The sequence below is a fragment of the Streptomyces sp. NPDC015127 genome (assembly GCF_043080095.1).
Taxonomy (GTDB): Bacteria; Actinomycetota; Actinomycetes; order Streptomycetales; family Streptomycetaceae; genus Streptomyces.
In genome coordinates, this window is record NZ_JBIBVE010000015.1 from 141,391 (window position 1) to 163,696 (window position 22,306).

Consider the following 22,306-nt stretch of genomic DNA (forward strand, 5'->3'; position numbering starts at 1 on the left):
CTGCGGAGGCCACGGAGATGCGGAGCACGGCCGCCGGGGAGCATCCTGGCTAGGTGACCTGGTACGGCGCGGGCCGCCGCCACCCGTCCGCCCGGGCCGGAGCGGGACCCGCGGCGGCGGATGAGGGCGGCCCGGCGCCGGAGGACCTGCCCATGGTGCTGGCCCAGGCGGAAGTGAGCGGCATCGAGTCCGTCGGCGGCTTCGCCGGCGGACTGTACATGCGCTCCCGTACACCCGAGCTGCTGCGTCTCGCCGTGATCGCCGGACTGCCCTCGAAGCTCTTCGGCCAGTGGCGCAACATGCATGTGAACCGGCCCTTCCCGCACTCCGACGTCTACCGTTCCGGGCAGCCCGTCTACCTCCACGACGCGGAGGAGGCCATGCGCCGCTACCCGCAGCTCATGGCCGGCCTGCCCTTCCCCTTCGCCTCGCTGTACGTGCCGATCACCCATGAACGGGAGACGTTCGGGGTGCTCGCGGTGCTGCGCCCCGCCACCCCCGGCCTCCCGGTCGACGAGGCCGACCGCCGCCGCCTCCATGAGGTGGGGGCGAACCTCGCCACCACGCTCGCCGCCATGGCGGCCGACGGGCCGCCCATCGTGTGGGACGACGAGCCGATGTCGGTCACCCTGCCCTCCGTGACCTCGCCCCCGGTACGGATCGGCTCGTTCGACTGGAACCTCGGGGAGGGCACGGTCACCGGCGACGAGGGCTGGTGCGCCATCCTCGGCACCACTCCCGACGAACTGCCCGTCACCGTCGAGGCGCTGGCCGCCCGGATCGAGCCCGAGGACGCGTACGGGCTGTGGGCCCTGGCCCGTCAGGCGGCCGCGTCCGACCGGCCGGTGAGCCGCCGGATGCGATTGCAGGGGGCCGACGGCCGGCCGCATCTGCTGGAACTCACCGGCCGTCGCGGACGCCGGCCGGGCGGCCCGCCGGGCACCCACCTGACCGGATTCCTCATCGACCTCGGCGCCGGACCCGTCGTGGCCGAGTCCGCGGACCGGCTCCCGCACGGCGTGTGCAACATCGACCGCCTCGGCCGCATCACCTACCTCAACCACCGGGCCGAGACGCTGCTCGGCCGGCCGCGGACCGAACTCATCGGCCGCGTCCTGTGGGAGGCCGTGCCCTGGTTCGGACAGGGCGCCTACGAGGACCACTACCGGGCCGCCCTGCTGTCCACCGATCCCGTGCACTTCCTCGTGGGCCGGGGCGCGGACTGGCTCTCGGTCTCCCTGTTCCCCGGGGTCGACGGGGTGACCGTCACGCTCAGCCCCGGCGAACGTCCCGCCTACGCCCCGGAATCCCTCGTCGCCCCCGGCACCGGCCTCGGATCACCGGCCGACCGGGCCGTCGCCCTCTACCGGCCGGTCGCACTCGCCATCGCGCTCACCGAGGCGGTGACGGCACGTCAGGTCTCGGCCGTCGTCACCGAGGAACTGCTCCCGGCCTTCGGCGGCCGGCAGCTCGCCATCTACCTGCTGAGCAGCCGTCACCTCAATCTCGCCTGGGAGACCGGTTTCCCCCGCGGCTTCCTCAACCGGTTCGACGGCGTGGGCCTCGACGCCAAGCTCCCCGGTGTCGAGACGCTGACCTCCGGGCGGCCGCTCTTCTTCGAGTCCATGCAGCACCTGGCCGACGCCTATCCGGGCATCCCTCTCGACGCCCACGTCGGTGCCCGCGCCTTCCTGCCGCTGATCGCCTCCGGCCGGCCCGTGGGCTCCTGCATCCTCGGCTTCGACCAGCCCCGCGGCTTCAGCCCGGAGGAGCGCACGGTCCTCACCGCCCTCGCCGGCCTCATCGCCCAGGCCCTCCAACGCGCCCGGCGCTACGACTCCGAGGCCGCACTCGCCCGCGGGCTCCAGGACGCGCTGCTGCCGCACCGGCTGCCCGTGGTGGACCAGCTCGACACCGTTGCCCGCTACCTCCCCGGCACCCAGGGCATGGAGGTCGGCGGCGACTGGTACGACGTCGTCGAGACGGGCCAGGGGCTCGCCCTCGTCATCGGCGACGTCCAGGGACACGGCGTCTCGGCCGCCGCCACCATGGGCCAGCTCCGCAGCGCCGTACGGGCCCTGGCCGTCAGCGGACACAGCCCCGAGGAAGTGATGAGCGGCACCAACCGGCTGCTCATGGACCTCGACCCCGGCCAGTTCGCCAGCTGCTGCTACATCGTCCTCGACCCCGCCACGGGCAGCGCCCGGGCCGTCCGCGCCGGCCACCTCCAGCCCCTGCTGCGGCACCCCGACGGCCGCACGGACGTGCTCGACCTGCCCGGGGGCATCGTGCTCGGCGTCGACGAGGACGCCGTGTACCCCGTCGAGGAACTCACCCTGGCACCCGGCGCGGTCCTCGCCCTGTTCACGGACGGGCTGGTCGAACAGCCCGGCCTCGACATCGACCAGGGCATCGAACGCCTGCGCCAGACCCTCTCGGACGTGGGCTCGTCCCCGCTCGCCGACACCGCGGACCGACTCATCAACGAGGCACGCCGGAACCCCGACCGGCCCGACGACATCGCCCTCCTCCTCTCCGCGCGCTGGTCCGAACCGTCGGGGACACGGCCTGCCCGGGGCGCCAGGTGACACCCGGGGACAAGCGGCCCCGGCCCGCGGTCGAGGACCCGGACTTTCCCGCCCGTACGGCTCCGCACTGCGCCGATCTCGACGACCTGGACGCGCAGGTCGCACGGTGCCGGGCCTGCCCGCGGCTCGTCGCCTGGCGGGAGGGCGTCGCCGACGAGCGGCGCGCCGCGTTCCGGGACTGGGAGTACTGGGCGCGGCCCGTCCCCGGATTCGGGCCCGACGACGCCGTCCTGGCCGTCGTCGGACTCGCCCCGGCCGCCCACGGCGGCAACCGCACCGGCCGGATGTTCACCGGCGACGACTCCGGGGACGTCCTGTTCGCCGCGCTGCACACCGCCGGACTCGCCTCGCAGCCCACCTCCACCCACCGCGGTGACGGGCTTCGCCTGCGCGGCGTGCGCGTCACCGCCCCCGTCCACTGCGCGCCGCCGCAGAACCGGCCCACACCCGGGGAACGGGACACCTGCCGTCCATGGCTGGCGGCGGAACTCGGGCTGCTGACCGGGCTGCGCGGCGTCGTCGTCCTCGGTGCCTTCGGCTGGCAGGCGCTGCTCCCCGTCCTCGCCGCCGCCGGGTACCGGGTGCCGCGCCCGCGCCCCCTGTTCGGCCACGGCGCCCATGTGAGGCTGCCGGCCGGGGACGGGCCCGGCGAGCTCCACCTCTTCGGCTGCTACCACCCGAGCAGGCGCAACGTGTTCACCGGGCGCGTCACCCTGCCCATGCTCGTCGACGTGTTCCGTCGCGCAGCCCGCGTCACCGGCCTGGACCCGGCACCGTCGCGCTCCGGTGCAGATGGGCCAGGACCTTGTCCGGAGTGAGCGGCGGCTCCCGCAGCCGCACGCCCAGCGCATGGTGGACCGCGTTGCCGATCGCCGCCGCCGTGCCGACGATGCCGATCTCTCCGATGCCCTTGCTCCCCATGGGGTTGAGGTGGGGGTCGTCCTCCTCGATCCAGTCCGCCTGGACCACGGGCACGTCGGCGCTCACCGGCACGTGGTACAGGGCCAGGTCGCACTCGGCGAAGTCGCCGAAGCCGGGGTCCATGGTGCTGCCCTCCGTCAGCGCCATGCCCAGCCCCATCGTCATGCCGCCGATGAACTGCGAACGGGCCGTACGGGGGTTGAGGATGCGCCCGGCGGCATAGATGCCGAGCAACCGCCGTACCCGTACCTCGCCGGTCACCGCGTCGACCTGCGCCTCCGCGAAGACCGCGCCGAACGCGTGCCGCGCGTACGGCGGTTCCTCGGCCGTCTCCGCCTTGGTGTCGGCCGCGACCGTCAGCCCCTCGTCGGGCAGGCCGCCCGGCAGTGAGACGAGCCGTTCCCCGAGCGCCGTGGCCGCCTTGTGCACCGCCCATCCCCACGACGCCGTACCCGCCGAGCCGCCCGCGAGCATGGCCGCGGGCAGGTCGCTGCTGCCGATGTCGATCCGTACCGCGTCGAGCGGCGCATCCAGCGCGTCGGCCGCGATCTGGGCCAGCACGGTCCGGGCACCGGTGCCGATATCGGTCGCGTTGACGGCGATCCGGTACGTGCCGTCGGCGGCCGCGTGCGCGGTGGCGCGCGAGGGAGCGATGTAGACGGGGTAGGTGCTGGAGGCGACGCCCGTGCCCAGCAGCAGATCGCCCTCCCGCCGCACGCCGGGCCGTGGATCGCGGTCCTGCCACCCGAAGCGGCGCGCCCCCTCGCGCAGGCAGGCGACGAGACCGCGGCTGCTGAAGGGACGGCCGCTCTCGGGCTCCGTGTCCGGCTCGTTGCGGATCCGCAGCTCCACCGGATCGATCCCGGCCGCCGAGGCGAGTTCGTCCATCGCCGACTCCAGCGCGTACATCCCGGACGCCTCTCCGGGGGCCCGCATCCACGACGGGGTGGGCACGTCGAGGGCCGCGACCCGGTGCACCGTACGGCTGTTGGGGGAGGTGTACATGACGCGGGCGGGCACCGCGGCCTGCTCCACGAACTCCCGTACGCGCGACGTGTGCGTGACCACGTCGTGGTCCAGCGAGGTGATCACCCCGTCGGCCCCGGCCCCGATCCGCACCCGGTGCAGCGTGGGCGCCCGATGCCCGACGACCGCCGCCATTTGCCGCCTCGGCAGGGCGAGCGTCACCGGCCGCCCCGTGTGCCGGGCGGCCATCGCGGCCAGCACCACCTGGGGGCGCGGTGTCCCTTTGGAGCCGAAGCCGCCGCCCACGTGCTCGGAGATCACCGTGATGTCGTGCCGGTCCATCCCGAACATCCCCGCCAGCACATCGCGCACCACCCCGGCGCCCTGGCTGGAGTCGTGCACCGTCAGCCTGCCTTCGCTCCACTCGGCGGTCGAGGCGTGCGGCTCCATCGGGTGGTTGTGCAGCGCGGTGAGCGCGTACGTGGCATCCACGCGCACCTCGGCCGCCGCGAACGCGCCGTCGGCGTCGCCGCGTTCGCTCGCGCCGGCATAGCCGCCGTTGGCCTCCTTCGGGACGTACAGGTCCGGACGGTCGCGCGTGAGCCGTACGTCGTGGTCCTCGGCCGCGTACGTGATCCGGACGGCGGCCGCTCCGGCGCGGGCGTTCTCCAGCGTGTCCGCCACGACGAGGGCGACGTACCAGCCGCGGTGCGGGACGCGTGCGTCCTGGAGGACGGAGAGCGTCGGGTCGTCGGAGGGCGTCAGCCGGGGCGCGTTCTCGTGCGTGAGGACGGCGAGGACCCCGGGCAGCGCCCGTGCCCGGTCGCTGTCGATCGCCGTGATGCGTCCGCACGGGATGCCCGCCGCGACGGGCCATGCGTACGCCCGGCCCGGAGGATTGGCCTCCGCCGCGTAGCGCGCCCGCCCGGTGACCTTGTCCCGTGCCTCCCTGCGGACGGCGTCCGCGCCCAGGGCGCGCCCGGACCCGTTCATGACTCCTCCTCCGACGGCACGAGACGTGACAACAGGTCGACGGCCAGGTCGCCCGCGAGCCGCACCTTGAAGGCGTTGTCGCGCAGCGGCTCGGCGGCGTCCAGCTCCGCCTCCACCGCGTGCTCGAAGGCTGCCGCCGAGGCCGGCGCGCCGAGCAGCCGTTCCTCGGCCGTCCAGGCCCGCCACGGCCGGTGCGCGAGGCCGCCGAAGGCGAGCGCCGCATGCCGGATCCGGCCGTCCTCCACGGCGAGCACCGCCGCCACGGAGACCAGCGCGAAGGCATACGAGGCACGGTCGCGCACCTTGCGGTACGCGGAGCGGGCACCGTGCGGCGGGGGCGGCAGCTCCACCCCGGTGATCAGCTCGCCGTCCTCGATCTCGGTGTCCCGCTCGGGACGGTCGCCCGGCAGCCGGTGGAAGTCCGTGACGGGGACGGTGCGTTCGCCGCCCGTACCGCGCAGCCGGACCGAGGCGTCGAACACCGCCAGGGCGACCGCCATGTCGGAGGGATGCGTGGCGACGCAGTGCGCGGAGTGCCCGAGGACGGCGAGATCGCGGTGCACCCCCTCCCGCGCCGGGCACCCGGTCCCCGGCACCCGCTTGTTGCAGGGCTTGGAGACGTCCTGGAAGTACGTGCACCTGGTGCGCTGCAGCAGGTTGCCGCCGGTCGTCGCCGCGTTGCGCAGCTGCCCCGAGGCGCCGGCGAGCAGCGCCTGCGACAGGGCGGGATAGCGGGAGCGCACGGCGCGGTGGGCGGCGAGATCGCTGTTGCGGACGGTCGCGCCGATCAGCAGACCCCCGTCCGGTGTGTCGTCGACGGTGTCCAGCGGCAGCCGCCGGACGTCCACCAGCACGTCGGGCGCCGTGACGCCGAGTTTCATCAGGTCGACGAGATTGGTGCCGCCGGCGAGGTACTGGGCCCCGGGACGCGCGGCGTACGCCTCGACGGCCTCCTCGGGGCTCGTGGCGCGCACATAGCCGAACGGTTTCACGGCCTCACGTCCTCGACGACGTCCTCGATCGCGGCCACGATGTTCGTGTACGCACCGCAGCGGCACACGTTGCCGCTCATCCGCTCGCGGATCTCCTCGCGCGTGAGCACGACGGCGCCGCCGGCGTGGTCGGCCGCCGTCACCTGGGAAGGGTGACCGGCCGCGGCCTCGGACAGCATGCCGGCGGCGGAGCAGATCTGGCCCGGCGTGCAGTACCCGCACTGCAGGGCGTCGCGTGCCACGAACGCCTCCTGGAGCGGATGCAGCCGCTCACCGCCGGCCAGCCCCTCGGCCGTGGTGATCCGCGCCCCGTCCCAGGCCACGGCGGGCAGCAGACACGGGAGCATCCGCCGGCCGTCGACCAGCACCGTGCACGCCCCGCACTGGCCGTGGTCGCAGCCCTTCTTCGGCCCGATCACGTCCAGCTGCTCCCGCAGGGCGTCGAGCAGGGTCGTGCGATGGTCGAGGGCGATCGTGTACGCGACGCCGTTGACATGGAGGGTGAGGACGGAGCTCTGGGTGTCCGCACCGGCGGCCGCGGCCACGCTCCCCTGTGGGCTGCTTCGATCCACGCCTGGCGCCTTTCCGTGTCCCGTTCACCGAACCGAGCGCCGCCGACGGCGGCTCTTCCAGCGTGTGGCGGATCGCGCCGTCCCGCTCGTCGAACGCGCCGGGGGGTGCCCCCGCCCGGGTCAGGTCTCCTCCGTGCCCGGCGTCTCCGGGCCGTCGACGTCACGCTGTTCGAGGGGGCGTACGGCCGGTCCCTGGAGCACCGATCCGTCGACGCCGAAGCGGGAGCCGTGGCACGGGCACTCCCAGGTGCGTTCCACGGAGTTGAACGACACCAGACAGCCCAGGTGCGTGCAGCGTGCCGAAACGGCGTGGCACGCGCCCGCGTCGTCGCGGTACACGGCGCTGCGCCGTCCGTGGAGGCGTACGACCGCTCCGGTGCCGGGCGGGATGTCGTCCACCGAGTCCACATGCGTCGTGCGCAGCCGGTCGCCGACGAAGTGCTGGGCGACCTCGGCCTGCTGGGAGAGCATGGTCGGTGCCTCGCGCAGGGCGCTCCACAGCCTGCGGGGGTCGTACAGCCGTGTCCAGGGGGGAGTGAGGGCGCAGATCAGATCGGTGATCAGCCGTCCGGCCATGACGCCGCTGCTCATGCCCCATCCGCCGAAGCCGGTCGCCACGAAGGTGTGGCGGGCGCCCGGATGGAAGGCGCCGACCAGCGGGACCGAGTCGCTGGGATCGTTGTCCTGCGCGGCCCAGCGGTAACGCGTCTCGGTCACCGGGAAATGGGCGTGCATCCAGTCGTCCAGACGGCGCAGTCGCTCGCCCGTGTCGGCGGTGCCGGGCGTGAAGCTCTCCCCGGTCACGATGAGCAGCCGGCCGCCGTCGGCGAGCGGCGCGGTGCGTACGGACCGCTTGGTCCCCTCATCGCAGATGTACATCCCACCCGGATCGCGGTCGGCGGGGAGGGGACCCGCGACGACCAGTTCCCGGCGCGGTGACATCCGGGCGAACAGCAGCGCCCGGTCGAACACGGGGAAGTGGGTCGCGACCACGACGTCGCGTGCCGTGACCGTGAAGCCGCTCTCCGTCGTGACCTGGCACGGGGTTCCCTCCCGCAGCCCGGTCACCCGCGTGCGCTCATGGATGGTACTGCCGTACGCCGTGAGATCGGCGGCCAGCGCGAGCAGGTACTTGCGCGGGTGGAACTGGGCCTGGCCGTCGATCCGCACGGCGCCGGCCAGCGTGAACGGCAGATCCGTCACCTCGACGTACGAGGCGTCCAGACCGGCCTCCCGGGCGGCCTCGGCCTCGGCCCGCAGCGCCGGGCGCTGCGCGTTGTCGCGGGAGTAGGCGTACGCGGGGACGCGCTCCAGCTCGCACTCGACGTGCAGTTCCGCGCAGATCTCCGCCACGCGCTCGACCGCCGCCTGCTGCGAGCGCGCGTACAGTGCGGCGCCCTCGCGTCCGCGCGTGCGGCGCAGCCGGTCGTAGCGCAGCCCGTGCTGGGAGGTCAGCTTCGCGGTCGTGAAGCCGGTGACCCCGGCGGCGATGCGGTCCGCCTCCAGGACGGCGACCGAGCGCCCGGCCCGGGTCAGCTCCCAGGCGGTGCTGAGCCCCGCGATCCCGCCGCCGACCACGACAGCGTCCACCGTCGTGTTCCTTGCCAGCGGTGGGTACGCGGTGGTGCCGGTCGTGCGCAGCCAGTGCGATTCGGTGGTGCGCGGCGGGGAGGTCGGCGGCGGGGTGGTGCGTGCGTCGTTCGGCATGCCGGGCGAGTGCCCCGTCCCGGGCGGCCGATACGTCTGTACAGCCTTTCGTCCCGCCCGCGGGACTGACGCGCCGCGTTCCGGGTACCCGCCTTCCACGGGAAACGACCATGCGGCGCGCCGCTGGGGCTCGCCGGTACCGAGGGACCAAGGAGGTGTCAGTCGTGGACCCCCACGTCGACACCGAACCGATGAGCAGCGACATTCCCGAGCACGAACGGGTGCGCACCTGCCGGCCCGCCGTCGTCCGACAGGACGGCGAAGCGAAGGGCGGCGACAGCGGCACCGAGATGACCATCGTCCGGGGCGAGGACTGACCCCCGGGAAACCGCGTGACTGCGTATGGGAGGCGCGGGCCATGGACGGACCGGGACTGTCGCACAGGGAGCGCGCGATACTCGCCGGAATCGAACGGGACCTGCGAGCCGACGAGGGACTCGACCGCCGCCTGCGGACGATGCGCCCCGGACCGCCGCTCACAGAAGCCCCGAGCCTGCTCCGCGGGCATTTCCTCGGTACCGGCACCTGCCTCGCAGGCGCCGTGACGGCGGTGCTGCTGGTGATGGCCGCATCGTCCTCGTCGCCCGGCCTGATCTGGGCGTTCGCCGGATCATGGGTGCTGACGCTGACCGGGCTGGGCCTGCTGGTATGCCGCTGGTCGCAGCGGTTCGCCGCCGGGCACCACGGCACGGACCGTCCGGCGGACGAGGGAAAGGGCGATGACGGAATGGGCGGAGCCCGCTGATCAGCCCTCGACGCCCGTCGATCAGCCCTCGACGCCCGTCGCGTCGTGGGACGACCCCACCGGCTTCGACTCCGGTGAACCCCGCTGGCGGAGATAGACGGACAGGATCACCATCGACGCCACCGCCAGCAGCTCCGACTGCCAGTTCTGCAGCGTGCGGTCCCAGAAGTCCGCCGACAGGACGTACTGTCCCCAGCTCATCGGCGCCTGCAGCCCGCGCAGCTGCTCCTCGTTGTAGGCGACCAGGCCCGTGATCGACTGGGCGGCCCACGAACCCAGGAAGATCGTGCCCATGACGAGGCCCAGTGAGCGCGAGTACAGCAGCTGGCGCAGACCACCGGTGAAGGCCGAACGCGGCGAGTCCGGCCGCGCGAAGGCGCCCATCCGCTGCTCCCGGTCCGATTCGGTGCCCGCCTTGTGGAGCTGCTTGGACTCGGGCGATCCCAGTTGCAGCAGCCACACCGTGAGGAAGATGAAGAGGAAGAACTGGAGGTACTCCGACTGCCAGTTCTCCGTCACGTCCACCGCGAACCGCGACGAGGCGATGTACTGCCCGAATCCGATGGGGTGGAGGTGTTCGGCGGTGAGTTCGCTGTTGAACTTGGCGTGTCCCGCGAAGGCCTGGCCCACGAGGGTGATCAGGAACGCGCCGCCGAACACCAGGGTCAGACCGTTCTGCTGAAGGGTCCTGAGGAAGGTGCCGCGCGAGGCGGACGGCCGAGCGGTCACCGGTGCAGCACCCCCAGCGCGGTGAAGTACACGAGTCCCAGCCCCACCACGGCGAGGCAGAGGATGAACAGGATCCGTGTCATCGGCTCATTCCCCCTTGACCTCGCACGTGTAGGGCAGGCCGCCCGTCCGGGGTTCGCAGCCGGCCGCCGTGATCCGCCAGCCGCCGGGGAACGTGGACAGGAAGAGGGTGTCGTGCCGCAGGACCACCATGGCCTCGCGGCCGTAGACGTCGACCCGCTCGACGGCGCCGCCCGCGGGCAGCCCGGCTTCGCTCAGCGCGGTGGGACACGCGGTTTCCGCGGAGTCCTCGAGTTCCTCCAGGGTCCCGGGCGCGAGCAGGGCGCAGGCGCGCTCCGCCGCGCCCGAGCGCAGCGCCTCCTCGAACCGCGCGACCGCACCGGACGCGGAGCTCTCACGCTCGGTGACCGATGCGCACCCGCTCAGCAGCAGCAGTCCCACGACAGCGGCGGCGGGCAGCAGGACCGCACGGTACTGCACCGTCAGCCGCCGTGGCCGCCGCTGCCGAAAGCGCCGCCGCCCTGGTCGGAATCGCGCGGCGGTTCCTTCTCGGGGGCGGGCCGGGACGGCATGTTCCCGTAGCCGTGCAGTTCGTGCGGTGTCAGGCGGCCGGGGGCCTGGTGGCCCTGGGTGGGATCGATCTCGTCGGGCTCGAGACGGCTCTCGTAGTGGGTCTGGTGCGCGGGCGGAACGGGCTGCTCCTCCCGCGTGGGAGGTGTGTCGCGCCGCCTTCGGGCGCCCACCTGCCAGACGATCCACACGAGCAGGATCAGCAGGCCGAGCACCACGAGGCTGAAGACGATGACCGCCGGCGCTCCCTCGCCCGCGGCGAGCACCGTGGCGGCGTCCTGAGCCGTTTGACTGTAAGTAGCCATGGCTATCGGGTACCCATTCTGGCCGTGTTATGAGCCAGTATGGACCCGGACGCCCTAATTGACGCTGCCGCAGGGCGGGACCCCCGCCTCGTGAGGTGGGTGCGGCCGGGCGCGGACGCTCCGCCGGCGGCTTCCGTGCCGGTCAGGGCCGGGGCGGGCGGGCCGGCGCCGTACTCTCCCGCTCGATCAGCTCCGGCAGCGGCACCTGCACCGAGCGGGCCGTACCGCCGTCGAGCAGCGCCCCGAGCTCCTGCGCCGCGATCCGTCCGAAGACGACCGGATCGCGGGAGAGTGCGGTGAGGAAGGGGTGCACCATGCGGCAGAGGACGGAGTCCTCCCACGACACGATCGACACGTCCGCCGGCACGGCCAGGCCCAGGCCCGTGACGGCGGCGGCCCCGGCCGCGGCCATCACGTCGTTGTCGTAGACCAGCGCCGTGGGTGCGGCCTCCGACGCCAGGACGCGCCGGGTGACCGCGGCGCCTTCCGTGTCGGAGTAGTCCGTGGTCACCGACCGCACGCCCGTCAGCCCGCGCCGCTCCGCCTCGTCCCGCAGCGACCGGATGCGCCGGTCGGTGTGGGCCAGCGAGGGCAGGCCCGCGATGTGCACGATGCGGCGGTGGCCGAGGTCGTGCAGGCGGCCCACCACGTGCGCCATGGCGCCGCTGTCGTCGGCCCGCACCTCCGAGAGGTTGGGGTGCCGGTCGGGCAGCCCGCCGATGACCACGCCCGGCAGACCCAACTCGTCGAGGAGGGCGGGGCGGGGGTCGTCCGTACGGGGGTCGACCACCAGGACGCCGTCGACCCGGTGCTCGGCCCACCAGCGGCGGTAGACCGCGCACTCGGCGGTCACGTCGTCCACCATCTGGAAGAGCAGGCCCAGCTGACGCTCCGCCAGGACCTCCTGGATGCCGGAGATCAGCTGGAGGAAGAACGAGTCCACCCCGAGCGTGGTCGCCGGGCGGGCCACCACCAGGCCGACGGTCGCCGCGCCTTCCCCCGACAGGGCGCGCGCGGCGGTGCTCGGCCGCCAGCCGAGCTGCGCGGCGACGCGGCGGACGCGGTCGCGGGTGATCTCCGAGACGCCCGGGCGGTCGTTGAGCGCGAAGGACACGGCGCTCTCCGAGACGCCGGCGCGCTGCGCGATGTCCTTCATCGTCGGCCGCCGGGCGGGAGTGCGCCTCGGCTGCGAAGTGTCCCTGGCGGACGGGGTGTTGGCAGTCACCCGGACCCCTTCCCAAGTCTCCGTGCCTGCGTGGGCAGGCCGGTACAGCGGCATCCTATGGCCTGCGCCGGGCCGGTCGAAACAGTTGCCGATCGATCACTAAAGCGCTTGAGCCCACCCATCCTAAAGCGCATTAGTCGCTCTCGACAAGAAGGCATTTTCACCTCGCTGACCTGGCCTGATGGCAGCAGGGTGGAATTACTTCGGCGAATCTGTTGACTTAATCCCGCGGGTCCGTGCAAGGTCTGCTGGGCGTGCGCAGCCGGCCGCCTTGCGAAGCCGGCCGCCGTGTCCCCCCGTGCGTCTGTGCCGACCAAAGGAGCCGTTCACCGTGCGCATCAACCGCAGGGCCATCGCCGCTGCCGCCGTCATCGCCGTCGTCCTGCCGCTGAGTGCGTGCGGCGGCGGTTCCGGTACGGACGCGGCCGACGCCTCGGGCAAGGTCGAAGGCAAAATCGAAGGCGAGATCACCTTCCAGACCTGGAACCTCCAGGCCAACTTCAAGGACTACTTCAACGGGCTCATCGCCCAGTTCGAGAAGGAGAACCCCGGCACCGACGTCAAGTGGGTCGACCGGCCGGCCGAGGGCTACGCCGACAAGATCAGCGCCGACGCGGCCGGCGGCACCCTGCCCGACGTCGTCAACGTCTCGCCGGACCTCGTCGCCCCGCTCGCCAAGGCGGGCCTCGCGCTCGACCTCGACAAGGCGGCGCCGCAGTACAAGAAGGAGTACCTGCCGGGCGCGTGGCAGGCCCACGAGGTGCCGGGCGTCGAGGGCACGTACGCCTTCCCCTGGTACCTCAACACCGGGCCGCTCTTCTACAACAAGCGCCTCCTCAAGGAGGCCGGGCTCGACCCGGAGAAGCCGCCCACGACCTACGACGAGGTCTTCGACTACGGCCTGACGATGGCCGAGCAGAGCAAGGGCAAGGTCGCCACCCTCGCGAACGTGCCCACCATCGAGGACTTCGGCCGCTACGGCGTCCCCCTGATGAACGCCGAGGGCACCGGCTTCGCGTTCAACGACGCCAAGGGTGTCGAACTGCTCACTCTTTACAAGGAGTTGTTCGACGCGGGCGCCCTGGACCCGCAGGCGCTGACCGCCACCCCCGAGTCGTCGGGCCACAAGTTCCTCACCGAGTCCGTGGCCATGAACCCCGGCAGCGCGCTCGACCTCGCCAAGTTCAAGAAGGAGGCCCCGAGCCTCTACAAGAACATCGGCATCACCGACCAGATCACCAGCACCGGCAAGGCCAACATGTACGTCATGGGCGTGATGGTCAACGCCCAGACGAAGCAGAAGCCGGCCGCGGTCGCCTTCGCGCACTTCGTCACCGACGCGACCCGCCAGATGGAGTTCGCCAAGCAGGTCGCCATCTTCCCGAGCACCGCCGGCTCCCTCGACGACCCGTACTTCACCAAGGAGGACGGCACCGACGAGACGCGGGTGCGGATCGCGGCGGCCAACTCCCTGAAGACCGCGGTCAACTACACGCCCGTGCTGTTCAGCGAGCAGATGAAGACCGAGCTGCGCAACGCGGTCGCCCGCGCCCTGCAGGGCAAGCAGAGCCCCCAGGAAGCGCTTGACAACGCTGTCAAGGCGTGTGACCGGCTGCTGAAGCAGAGCTGATCGGCACCTGCCATGAAGACTTCCACCGCCTCCGAGGCGATCTCGTCCGACCCGGCCGGCTCCGGCCCGGCGCCCGGGAGCCCCGGCTCCCCGGAGCGCCGGCCCGGCGGCGCGGTCCGCCGCCACCTGCCGTCCAGCCCCTGGCTGTTCGCGGCGCCCGGCCTGCTGGTCATCGGCGCGTTCGTCCTGTACCCGTTCCTCAGCACCCTGGTCAACGCGTTCACCGACCGGCGCACGCTCGTCCCCGGCCAGTTCGTGGGTCTCGCCAACTTCCGCGAACTGCTCGACGACGAGATGTTCTGGATCGGCCTGCGCAACAGCACCCTCTACGTCCTCGGTGTCGTGCCCGCGCTGGTGATCCTGCCGCTGCTCCTGGCGATGCTCGTGCAGCGCCACATCCCCGGCATCACCTTCTTCCGCTCCGCCTTCTACACCCCGGTCGTCGCCTCCATCGTCGTGGTCGGCCTCATCTGGGTGTGGATGCTGGACGACCGCGGCCTGGTGAACGCGGCACTGGAGGCGGTGGGCGTCGGCCGTATCGGCTTCCTCAGCGACCAGTGGCTCCTGCTGCTGAGCGCGATGGCCGTCACGGTCTGGAAGGGCCTCGGCTACTACATGATCATTTATCTGGCGGCGCTGGCCAACGTCCCGCGCGAACTGCACGAGGCCGCCGCCGTCGACGGAGCGGGCCCCGTACGCCGCTTCTTCTCCGTCACCGTCCCCGCCGTCCGCTCCACCATGGTCCTCGTCGCGGCGCTCTCCGCCGTCGCCGCCTTCAAGGTCTTCTCCGAGGTCTACCTGATGGCCGGGCCCACCGGCGGCCCCGCGGGCGAGGACACCACCCTGGTCATGCTCGTCCAGCGCGTCGGCACGGGGCTGTCCGGCCGCGTCGGGTACGCCTCCGCCATCTCCGTCGTCGTCTTCGTCGTCACCGTCGCGCTCATGCTCCTCGTGCTGCGCGCCGACCGGAAGGAGGACGCGTGAGCAACCGGGGCATCACCGACGCCGAGGGCAAGCGCATCCCCGCCACCCACCTCGTCCTGCGCTACGTCCTGCTGCTCGCCGTGCTCGCGCTGACCGTCGGGCCGTTCCTGTGGCAGCTGTCCACCTCGCTCAAGGGTCCGCACGAGGACATCTTCAGCTCGCCGCCGCGGTTCCTGCCGAGCGACCCGACGTTCGGCAACTACACGCGCGTCGCCGAGACGATCCCCGTGTGGGACTACGCGTTCAACTCGCTCAAGGTCGCCGTCGCCAACGTCGTCACCAACTGCGTCGGCGCCGCCCTCGCCGGCTACGCGCTCGCCCGCCTGCGCTACCGCGGCCGCAGGGCCGCCACGCTGGCGTTCATCCTCGCCATGCTCGTCCCCGTCGAGGGCATCATCATCGCCCAGTTCACCACCATGCGGGACCTCGGTCTCAACAACACCCTGCTCGGTGTACTGCTGCCCGGATCGATCGCCGCGCTGAACGTCCTGCTGATGCGCAACGCCTTCCTCAACATCCCCCAGGAGGTGGAGGACGCCGCCTTCGTCGACGGCGCCAACGTCTGGCAGCGGTTCGTGCGCATCGCGCTGCCCGCCGTCAGGGGCACCCTCGCCGTGGTCGCGATCTTCGCCTTCATGGGCGCCTGGGACGACTTCCTGTGGCCCCTGATCGTGCTCAGCGACCCGGAGAACTTCACCCTCACCATCGGCCTCAACTACCTGCACGGCACCTTCGCCAACGACGAACGCCTCGTCGCGGCGGGCACGATCATCGCCGTGCTGCCGCTGATCGTCCTCTTCGCCTGCCTCCAGCGGTTCTTCTTCCGGGGCGTCGGCGAGGGCGCCGTCAAGGGCTGACCGACACCACGACGAGACTTGGGACACCGCCTCTCCATGAGCTCCGCCCCCCTGCGCTTCGGCGCCAACTACACGCCCAGCGAGGGCTGGTTCCACCACTGGCTGGACTTCGACATCGACGCCGTGCGCGCCGACCTCGACTCCATCGCCGGCCTCGGCCTCGACCACATCAGGGTCTTCCCGCTCTGGCCGCTGTTCCAGCCCAACCGCACCCTCATCCGCCCCCGCGCCGTCGAACAGCTCGTCCGGCTCGCCGACGCCGCCGCCGAACGCGGCCTCGACGTCAACGTCGACGGACTCCAGGGACACCTGTCCAGCTTCGACTTCCTTCCCGCCTGGACCCAGACCTGGCACCGGCGCAACATCTTCACCGACCCCGACGTCGTCGCCGGACAGGCCGCGTACCTGCGCACCCTCGCCGAAGCGCTCGCCGACCGGCCCAACTTCATCGGCATGACCATCGGCAACGAGATCGCCCAGTTCGCCGCCGGGCCCCACCCCGACCCTGACCGCGTCACCCCCGAACAGGCCGGCGACTGGCTCGAGCGGCTGCTCGCCGCCTGCGAGGAGGGCGCGCCGGGCCGGATGCACCTGCACGCCGAGTACGACGCCTCCTGGTACCAGGACGACCAGCCCTTCACCCCCGCCCACGCGGCCCGCATCGGGCCCGTCACCGCCGTCCACTCCTGGGTCTTCAACGGCACCGCACAGCGCCACGGCCGCACCGGCACCGCCACCGAGCACCACGCCGCCTACCTCATCGAGCTGTCCAAGGCGTGGGCGCTGGACGCCCGCCGGCCCGTGTGGCTCCAGGAGGTCGGCGCACCCGCGCCGCACATCCCGGCCGAGCACACGGCCGCCTTCACCGAGGCGACCGTCGCGGGCGCACTGGACTGCCCCGGCGTGTGGGGCGTGACCTGGTGGTGCTCCCACGACGTCTCGCGCTCGCTCGCCGACTTCCCCGAACTCGAGTACAGCCTCGGCCTGCTGAGCAACGACCGGCAGGTGAAACCGGCCGGGCAGGCCATCGCGCGCATCGCCGCCGCCTGGCGCGGCCGCGAGCACCGCCCCGCCCCCCGTACGACCGCACTCGTCGTCGACGCCGGTGACGAGGACACCGCCCCCACACGCTCGGTGTGTGCACCCGGCGGTCCCGTCTTCGAGGCCTTCGCGCGCCTGACGGCCGACGGGGCACGCCCCACCACCGTCCTCGCGAGCCGCGCCGGAGACCGGGCGCATCTCGCCGCCCGCGGCATCACCGAGGTCGTCACCCCCGAACAGGCCGGCGTCACCGCCGAGCCCGTCTCGCGCACCGCACCGTGAGCCGAGACCGCACCGCAAGCCGCACCGCCCGCTACCGCACCGCACCGTAAGCCGTCCACGACACGATACGGAGCACAGCCATGACCCCCCGCCTGAGCAGACGAGCCGTCCTCGCCGCATCCGCGGCGGCCGCACTCGCCCCGGTCCTCGTCCCGGTCCTCGTCCCCGGCACGGCCGCCGCCGCGAGGAAGAAGGCGCTCGGCGCGCCGTACGCCTCCTACTGGTACCCGGACTCCCTGCCCTCCGGCAGTCCCGGCGAGGGCATCACCTGGCGCAGCCTGAAGTCCTGGCGCGCCGAGCAGGACAGGGACCTGCCGTTCAACAGGTCCGCCGTCCCGCTCGCGCGCCGGTTCACCCCGACGCCGGTGAACCGCACAGCCCGCGCCCGCCAGGCCCGCATCCAGTCCCTCGTCTCCTTCGCACCCACGGCCTCCAACCCCTCCCAGGGCGCGCCCACCGCCGACTACTACGCCACCGCCCACTGGGGCTACGTCGACGAACTGGTCTTCTGGGGCGGCTCGTCGGGCGAGGGCCTGATCCTCGCGCCCAACGCGCCCGTCGTGGACGCGGCGCACCGCCACGGCGTGCCCGTACTGGGCAACGTGTTCCTGCCGCCCGTCGCCTACGGCGGCCAACTCCGCTGGACCCGCGACCTCGTGCAGAAGGACGCCTTCGGTCGCTACCCGCTGGCCGCGCAGCTCGTGGCAGTGGCCGTGGCGTACGGCTTCGACGGCTGGTTCGTCAACGCCGAGACCGACGGCGGGGACCGTGCGCTCGCCGCCGACATGCGGGGATTCCTGGCGGAGTTGAAGAGCCTCGGCACCGCGAAAGGTCTGCGCGTCACCTGGTACGACTCGATGACGGTGGACGGGTCGGTGAACTGGCAGGACGCGCTGAACGACCGCAACCGGACGTTCTTCGAGGCCGCCGACTCCATGTTCCTCAACTTCAACTGGACGCGCACCGACCTGACCTCCTCCGGGCAGCTGGCCCAGCAGATGGGCCGCAGCCGCTACGAGCTGTGGGCCGGCGTCGACGTGGAGGCCAGTGGCTGGAACAAGTCCGTCGACTGGGACGCCGTCCTCCCCGAGACCGAGGACGACGTCGTCTCGCTGGGCTTCTACCGGCCCGAGTGGACCCTGCGCCACCTGCCGTCCGGCCGCACCCCGGCCCAGTTCCACGCCGCCGACGACCGCTTCTGGAGCGGCCGGTCGCTCGACCCCTCCCGGCCGGACACCTCCGACACCTGGCGCGCCCCCGCGCTCGCCGTCGCCGACCGCTCGACCGTGACCGGCCTGCCGTTCGCCACCACCTTCAACACCGGGCACGGCCTGCGCTGGTACGAGGCGGGCACGGTCGTGTCGGACACGGCATGGAACCACCTCGGCCTCCAGGACCGGATGCCGTCCCGCCAGTGGGTCGTGCGCACCGACGGCGCCAGGCCCTCGGTCGGCTTCGACTTCGCCGACGCCTGGCACGGCGGCAGCAGCCTGAGGGTCGAGGGCGCCCTCGACGCCCCTGCCACGCTCGACCTGTACGCGACCCGGCTGCCACTCGCCGCGGACACCGTCGTCGAGCTGACGCACCGAGCCGACGCCGGCGAGGTCACCGTCGAACTGGCCGTTGCCACGGCCGAACCCGCGGGACCGGGCGAGCCCCAGCCGTACACCTACCTTCCCCTGGGCACCGCCGGAGGCGGATGGACCACCCGGACCGTACGGCTCACGGGCCTGACCGGGACCGTGCACGCGCTCGGCGTACGGCTCACCGGCAGCGGCGGCCCGGTGACCTGGCGCCTCGGCGCCCTCGCGGTGCGCGCCGCCGGGACCGTACCCCGGCCCGCCGCCCCGACGGCCCTGCGCGTCACCGACGCCTCGGCGGCGGGCCTGCGCTTCGCCTGGCAGCCCGCGCCCGGCGCCGTCCGCCACTACACCCTGCACCGCATCCTGCCCGACGGGACGCGGCGCTTCATCGGCGCCACCTGCCAGCGGGCCTTCTACGTCCCCGGCCTGAAGCCCGAACAGGGCGAGCGGGCGGCCCGGTTCGAACTCCGCGCGGTGGGGGAGCTGTACAGCGTGTCCACCGCCGCGACGACCGACCACCCCTGGTAACTCACCACCGACCCCCGGAGCACCCCTCATGCATGACGACCGCACCCTCGTCGAAGGCCGTCTGAAGCGTGTCCTCGACGAACGCATCCGCCCCGCCGTGTACCCCGCATCCGTGCCGCTCGACATCGCGGTGTGGAACGCGCCGGGCGAGCCCGTCCCGGTCGCCGAAGGACTCGCCGCGACGCCCGCGCCGATCGCGGCCGGCGACCGGTGGGGTGCTCCGTGGGGCACCAGCTGGTTCACCGTCACCGGGACCGTGCCCGACGAGTGGGCCGGCCGCACGGTCGAGGCGATCCTCGACCTCGGCTTCGACGAGAACATGCCCGGCTTCCAGTGCGAGGGTCTCGTCTACCGCCCCGACGGCACCCCGGTGAAGGGGCTCAACCCGCGCAACCAGTGGGTCCGCATCGGCGCGCCCGTCGCCGGCGGCGAAGAGGTCAGGCTGCACATCGAGGCCGCGTCCAACCCGGTGATCCTCGACTACCACCCCTTCGTGCCGACGCCGCTCGGCGACAAGGAGACCGCGGGCAGCGAACCGCAGTACCGGCTCGCCCGCATGGACCTCGCCGTCTTCGACGAGACCGTATGGCAGCTCGTGCTCGACCTGGAGGTGCTCGGCGAGCTCATGCACGAGCTGCCCGTCGACAGCGCCCGACGCCACGACATCCTGCGCGCCGTGGGCCGAGCCCTGGACCGCGTCGACCTCCAGGACGTGAACGGCAGCGCCGCCGCCGCCCGCGCCGAGCTCGCCGGCGTCCTCGCCACCCCCGCCCAGCCCTCCGCCCACCGCATCAGCGCCGTCGGCCACGCCCACATCGACTCGGCGTGGCTGTGGCCGCTGCGCGAGACCGTGCGCAAGGTCGCCCGCACGACGTCCAACATGACGGCACTGCTGGAGGACGAGCCGGACTTCGTCTTCGCCATGTCGCAGGCACAGCAGTTCGCCTGGATCAAGGAGCACCGGCCCGAGGTCTACGCCAAGGTCAAGAAGGCGGTCACGGACGGCCGGTTCGTGCCGGCCGGCGGCATGTGGGTCGAGTCCGACACCAACATGCCCGGCTCCGAGGCCATGGCACGGCAGTTCGTGCACGGCAAGCGGTTCTTCCTCGACGAGTTCGGCATCGAGAACGACGAGGCCTGGCTGCCGGACACCTTCGGCTTCGCGGCCGGACTGCCCCAGATCATCAAGGCCGCGGGCTCCAAGTGGCTGCTCACCCAGAAGATCTCCTGGTCCCAGACCAACAAGTTCCCCCACCACACCTTCCTGTGGGAGGGCATCGACGGCACGCGCATCTTCACGCACTTCCCGCCCGTCGACACCTACAACTGCTCGATGAAGGGCAGCGAGATCGCCCACGCGGCGAGGAACTTCAAGGACAAGGGCGTCGCCCGCCACTCGCTCGCGCCGTCCGGCTGGGGCGACGGCGGCGGCGGCACCACCCGCGAGATGGTCGCCAAGGCGGCCAGGCTGCGCGACCTCGAAGGCTCGGCCACCGTGACGTGGGAGACCCCCAAGGAGTTCTTCGCGAAGGCCGAGGCCGAGTACCCCGCTCCGCCCGTGTGGGTGGGCGAGCTCTACCTGGAGCTGCACCGCGCCACCCTGACTAGCCAGGCGAAGACCAAGCAGGGCAACCGGCGCAGCGAGCACCTGCTGCGCGAGGCCGAGCTGTGGGCCGCCACCGCCGCCGTACGGACCGGATTCGCCTACCCCTACGAGCAGTTGGACCGCATCTGGAAGACCGTCCTGCTGCACCAGTTCCACGACATCCTGCCCGGCTCGTCCATCGCCTGGGTGCACCGCGAGGCGGAGAAGACCTACGCGGCCGTCGCCGGTGAACTGAACGGCATCATCGACGCGGCGCAGCGGGCCCTCGCAGGGGACCCGGCCGCCGGCCGCGAACTGGTCTTCAACGCCGCCCCGCACCCACGGCACGGCGTCGCCGCCGGCGGTGCCGCCGTGCCCGCCGAGTCCGGCAGCACTGGGATGACCGGCCGCGCCGGCGGCGGCTTCGTCCTCGTCAACGGGCTCCTGCGGGTCGGCATCGACGCCCGGGGCCTGGTCGTCTCCGTGTACGACATCGCCGCCGAGCGCGAGGCCGTCGCGCCCGGCCGGGCGGCGAACCTCCTCCAGATCCACCCCGACTTCCCGAACATGTGGGACGCCTGGGACGTCGACGCGTTCTACCGGAACACCGTCACCGACCTGACCGACGCCGACGAGGTGTCCCTGGCCGACGCCGGGTCGTCCGCCGCCGTGCGCGTCGTGCGCACCTTCGGAGACTCGAAGGTCACGCAGGTGCTCACCCTCGCTCCGGGGACGAAGCGCCTCGACATCGACACCGAGGTCGACTGGCACGAGACGGAGAAGTTCCTCAAGGCGTCCTTCCCGTTCGACATCCACGCCGAGCGGTACGCCTCCGAGACCCAGTTCGGCCACTTCCACCGGGCCACGCACACCAACACCAGCTGGGAGGCCGCCAAGTTCGAGGCGTGCAACCACCGCTTCGTCCACATGGAGGAGCCGGGCTGGGGCATCGCGCTGGTCAACGACTCGACGTACGGCCACGACGTGACCCGCACCGTCCGCGCCGACGACTCCGGCACCACGACCACCCTGCGGGTCTCCCTGCTGCGGGCGCCCCGCTTCCCCGACCCGGAAACGGACCAGGGTGTGCACCGCTTCCGCCACTCCCTCGTGCCCGGCGCGTCGATCGGCCACGCCGTCCGCGAGGGCTACCGCATCAACCTGCCCGAGCGGCGCGTCACGGGTGACACCGCGGTCGCACCGCTCGTCACCGTCGACAACGACGCCGTGGTCGTCAGCGCCGTGAAGCTCGCCGACGACGGCAGCGGCGACGTGGTGGTGCGGGTCTACGAGTCGGCGGGCGGCCGTGCCAGGGCGCGGGTGGTCCCGGGCTTCACAGCGGCCTCCGTCACGGCGACGGACCTGCTGGAGCGGCCTCTGGCCGATGCGCCGCGGCACGAACTCGAGGACGGAGCGGTCCGGTTGACCCTGCGTCCCTTCGAGCTCGTGACGCTGCGTCTGACGCGCGGCGCCTGACGGCCG

At 72.5% G+C, this 22,306-nt stretch carries 18 protein-coding genes; 10 read left to right on the forward strand and 8 right to left on the reverse strand.

Annotated elements, in window-relative coordinates; translation table 11 throughout:
- The first annotated feature begins 53 nt into the window (after positions 1-53).
- Positions 54-2,588: a SpoIIE family protein phosphatase gene (locus tag ACF08N_RS28190; protein WP_392327505.1), complete on the forward strand. Its 2,535-nt coding sequence runs from the start codon at positions 54-56 to the stop codon at positions 2,586-2,588.
- Positions 2,585-3,406: a uracil-DNA glycosylase gene (locus ACF08N_RS28195; protein WP_392327506.1), complete on the forward strand. Its 822-nt coding sequence runs from the start codon at positions 2,585-2,587 to the stop codon at positions 3,404-3,406. The genes ACF08N_RS28190 and ACF08N_RS28195 overlap by 4 nt, the downstream gene beginning before the upstream one ends.
- Here ACF08N_RS28195 and ACF08N_RS28200 read toward each other — a convergent pair.
- The 4 genes from ACF08N_RS28200 to ACF08N_RS28215 all read right to left on the reverse strand — a co-directional run bounded on the left by ACF08N_RS28200 (position 3,342) and on the right by ACF08N_RS28215 (position 8,739).
- On the reverse strand, positions 3,342-5,468 hold the full coding sequence (locus ACF08N_RS28200; protein WP_392327507.1) for a xanthine dehydrogenase family protein molybdopterin-binding subunit: 2,127 nt from the start codon (positions 5,466-5,468) through the stop codon (positions 3,342-3,344). The genes ACF08N_RS28195 and ACF08N_RS28200 overlap by 65 nt on opposite strands.
- On the reverse strand, positions 5,465-6,460 hold the full coding sequence (locus ACF08N_RS28205; protein ID WP_392327508.1) for an FAD binding domain-containing protein: 996 nt from the start codon (positions 6,458-6,460) through the stop codon (positions 5,465-5,467). The genes ACF08N_RS28200 and ACF08N_RS28205 overlap by 4 nt, the downstream gene beginning before the upstream one ends.
- Positions 6,457-7,032: a (2Fe-2S)-binding protein gene (locus ACF08N_RS28210; protein WP_392327509.1), complete on the reverse strand. Its 576-nt coding sequence runs from the start codon at positions 7,030-7,032 to the stop codon at positions 6,457-6,459. The genes ACF08N_RS28205 and ACF08N_RS28210 overlap by 4 nt, the downstream gene beginning before the upstream one ends.
- Positions 7,033-7,152: 120 nt before the next feature.
- Positions 7,153-8,739: an FAD-dependent oxidoreductase gene (locus ACF08N_RS28215; protein WP_392327510.1), complete on the reverse strand. Its 1,587-nt coding sequence runs from the start codon at positions 8,737-8,739 to the stop codon at positions 7,153-7,155.
- 164 nt (positions 8,740-8,903) lie between these two features.
- Here ACF08N_RS28215 and ACF08N_RS28220 point away from each other — a divergent pair, with 164 nt between their 5' ends.
- Both ACF08N_RS28220 and ACF08N_RS28225 read left to right on the forward strand, forming a co-directional pair.
- Entirely contained in the window at positions 8,904-9,056 is a 153-nt protein-coding gene (locus tag ACF08N_RS28220; RefSeq protein WP_392327511.1) for a hypothetical protein, read from the forward strand.
- Between the two features lie 41 nt (positions 9,057-9,097).
- Positions 9,098-9,484, forward strand: coding sequence for a hypothetical protein (locus tag ACF08N_RS28225; protein ID WP_392327512.1), 387 nt, complete (start codon positions 9,098-9,100; stop codon positions 9,482-9,484).
- Between the two features lie 21 nt (positions 9,485-9,505).
- Here ACF08N_RS28225 and ACF08N_RS28230 read toward each other — a convergent pair whose 3' ends face one another.
- The 4 genes from ACF08N_RS28230 to ACF08N_RS28245 all read right to left on the reverse strand — a co-directional run bounded on the left by ACF08N_RS28230 (position 9,506) and on the right by ACF08N_RS28245 (position 12,265).
- Positions 9,506-10,213, reverse strand: a complete 708-nt coding sequence (locus ACF08N_RS28230) for a DUF6766 family protein (protein WP_392327513.1) — start codon at positions 10,211-10,213, stop codon at positions 9,506-9,508.
- Positions 10,214-10,300: 87 nt separating this feature from the next.
- A complete protein-coding gene (locus ACF08N_RS28235) occupies positions 10,301-10,714 on the reverse strand; it encodes a hypothetical protein (RefSeq protein WP_392327514.1) in 414 nt (137 codons plus the stop codon).
- 2 nt (positions 10,715-10,716) lie between these two features.
- On the reverse strand, positions 10,717-11,109 hold the full coding sequence (locus ACF08N_RS28240; protein ID WP_392327515.1) for a DUF6479 family protein: 393 nt from the start codon (positions 11,107-11,109) through the stop codon (positions 10,717-10,719).
- Positions 11,110-11,251: 142 nt separating this feature from the next.
- Entirely contained in the window at positions 11,252-12,265 is a 1,014-nt protein-coding gene (locus tag ACF08N_RS28245) for a LacI family DNA-binding transcriptional regulator (protein ID WP_392327567.1), read from the reverse strand.
- Positions 12,266-12,665: 400 nt separating this feature from the next.
- On the opposite strand from ACF08N_RS28245, the gene ACF08N_RS28250 reads away from it, so the two are divergent.
- The 6 genes from ACF08N_RS28250 to ACF08N_RS28275 all read left to right on the forward strand — a co-directional run bounded on the left by ACF08N_RS28250 (position 12,666) and on the right by ACF08N_RS28275 (position 22,300).
- Positions 12,666-13,964 carry an ABC transporter substrate-binding protein gene (locus tag ACF08N_RS28250; RefSeq protein ID WP_392327516.1) on the forward strand — a complete coding sequence of 433 codons (1,299 nt, stop codon included), beginning with the start codon at positions 12,666-12,668 and terminating at the stop codon, positions 13,962-13,964.
- A gap of 12 nt (positions 13,965-13,976) precedes the next feature.
- Entirely contained in the window at positions 13,977-14,948 is a 972-nt protein-coding gene (locus ACF08N_RS28255) for a carbohydrate ABC transporter permease (RefSeq protein ID WP_392327517.1), read from the forward strand.
- The gene (locus ACF08N_RS28260) at positions 14,945-15,805 is read left to right on the forward strand and encodes a carbohydrate ABC transporter permease (protein WP_392327518.1); all 861 of its coding nucleotides are present in this window, start codon (positions 14,945-14,947) and stop codon (positions 15,803-15,805) included. Before ACF08N_RS28255 ends, ACF08N_RS28260 begins: the two co-directional genes overlap by 4 nt.
- A 36-nt stretch (positions 15,806-15,841) precedes the next feature.
- The gene (locus tag ACF08N_RS28265; protein ID WP_392327519.1) at positions 15,842-17,128 is read left to right on the forward strand and encodes a glycosyl hydrolase; all 1,287 of its coding nucleotides are present in this window, start codon (positions 15,842-15,844) and stop codon (positions 17,126-17,128) included.
- 80 nt (positions 17,129-17,208) lie between these two features.
- Positions 17,209-19,239 carry an endo-beta-N-acetylglucosaminidase gene (locus ACF08N_RS28270; RefSeq protein ID WP_392327520.1) on the forward strand — a complete coding sequence of 677 codons (2,031 nt, stop codon included), beginning with the start codon at positions 17,209-17,211 and terminating at the stop codon, positions 19,237-19,239.
- Between the two features lie 28 nt (positions 19,240-19,267).
- The gene (locus ACF08N_RS28275) at positions 19,268-22,300 is read left to right on the forward strand and encodes an alpha-mannosidase (RefSeq protein ID WP_392327521.1); all 3,033 of its coding nucleotides are present in this window, start codon (positions 19,268-19,270) and stop codon (positions 22,298-22,300) included.
- The last annotated feature ends 6 nt before the right edge of the window (positions 22,301-22,306 follow it).